Source organism: Acerihabitans sp. TG2, from assembly GCF_035013185.1.
Classification (GTDB): domain Bacteria; phylum Pseudomonadota; class Gammaproteobacteria; order Enterobacterales; family Enterobacteriaceae; genus Acerihabitans.
This window is the reverse complement of sequence record NZ_JAYGJO010000100.1, coordinates 1-722: the sequence shown is the minus strand read 5'-3', so window position 1 is coordinate 722 and position 722 is coordinate 1. Positions and strand designations below refer to the sequence as shown.

Annotated in this window: 1 protein-coding gene; it reads left to right on the top strand. The window is 41.8% G+C overall.

Going from position 1 to position 722, the window contains the following annotated elements:
* The coding region (locus SJI19_RS24700) for a hypothetical protein (protein ID WP_323480877.1) at positions 1 to 456 on the top strand (456 nt) is incomplete at its 5' end.
* Between the last annotated feature and the right edge of the window lie 266 nt (positions 457 to 722).

Below are 722 nucleotides of genomic sequence, written 5' to 3'. Positions count from 1 at the left end.
GTAATGAAAGAGCTGAATATACAGCCTCTGGATCTAGCAATCAAAATCCCTGAAAACTTCACCAAAATGCCAGATCTGTTAGCGGACATTAAATATCCATCTTTAAAAAATAAACCTAAATTCATTTATTCTACCGATGATGGCGCAGTGTCTTTGGGATTAACTGAGAAAGCCTCATCGGGTCTAGTCGATATCGATGTGGTGAAAGATGGGATGTTGGATCTTGTGAAAGCTCTAAAGCCAAAAGCGTTATCATTGACTGTCGATGGAAATAAGGCTTGGCTAGTAGTTTTTAAGTCACAAGCTAGAGATGGCAACATATTGAATATCCAATTATTTACCATGACAGATACAAAGTTCGTAGTAGGAACATTCAACATGACAGAGAAGTACATCAATCAATATTGCGATGTTGGAGTCTTATCTTTGATGTCTTTGAAAGAAACATCGCGTTAATTTCAGGCAAAAAGTGCCTAATGCTCCCGTGGTGGGTATATAAAAATCACGGGGAGCGTAGCGACCTTCGTCTAGCTCGTCTTTTTGTCTCTCGCCCTGCAAAAGGTTTGATTGTGTGGGCGAAGTGTCCGACTTCCAGCAATCACACTTCGTCGCTTACTGCTGCCTTTTCTGCTCACTTTATCAGGTGCCAGTTATCGTACTGCGAGACGGGGTAGGGGTCCGCTTGGAAAACGGACAATATCCTACGTTAAGCCTGTTTCTTA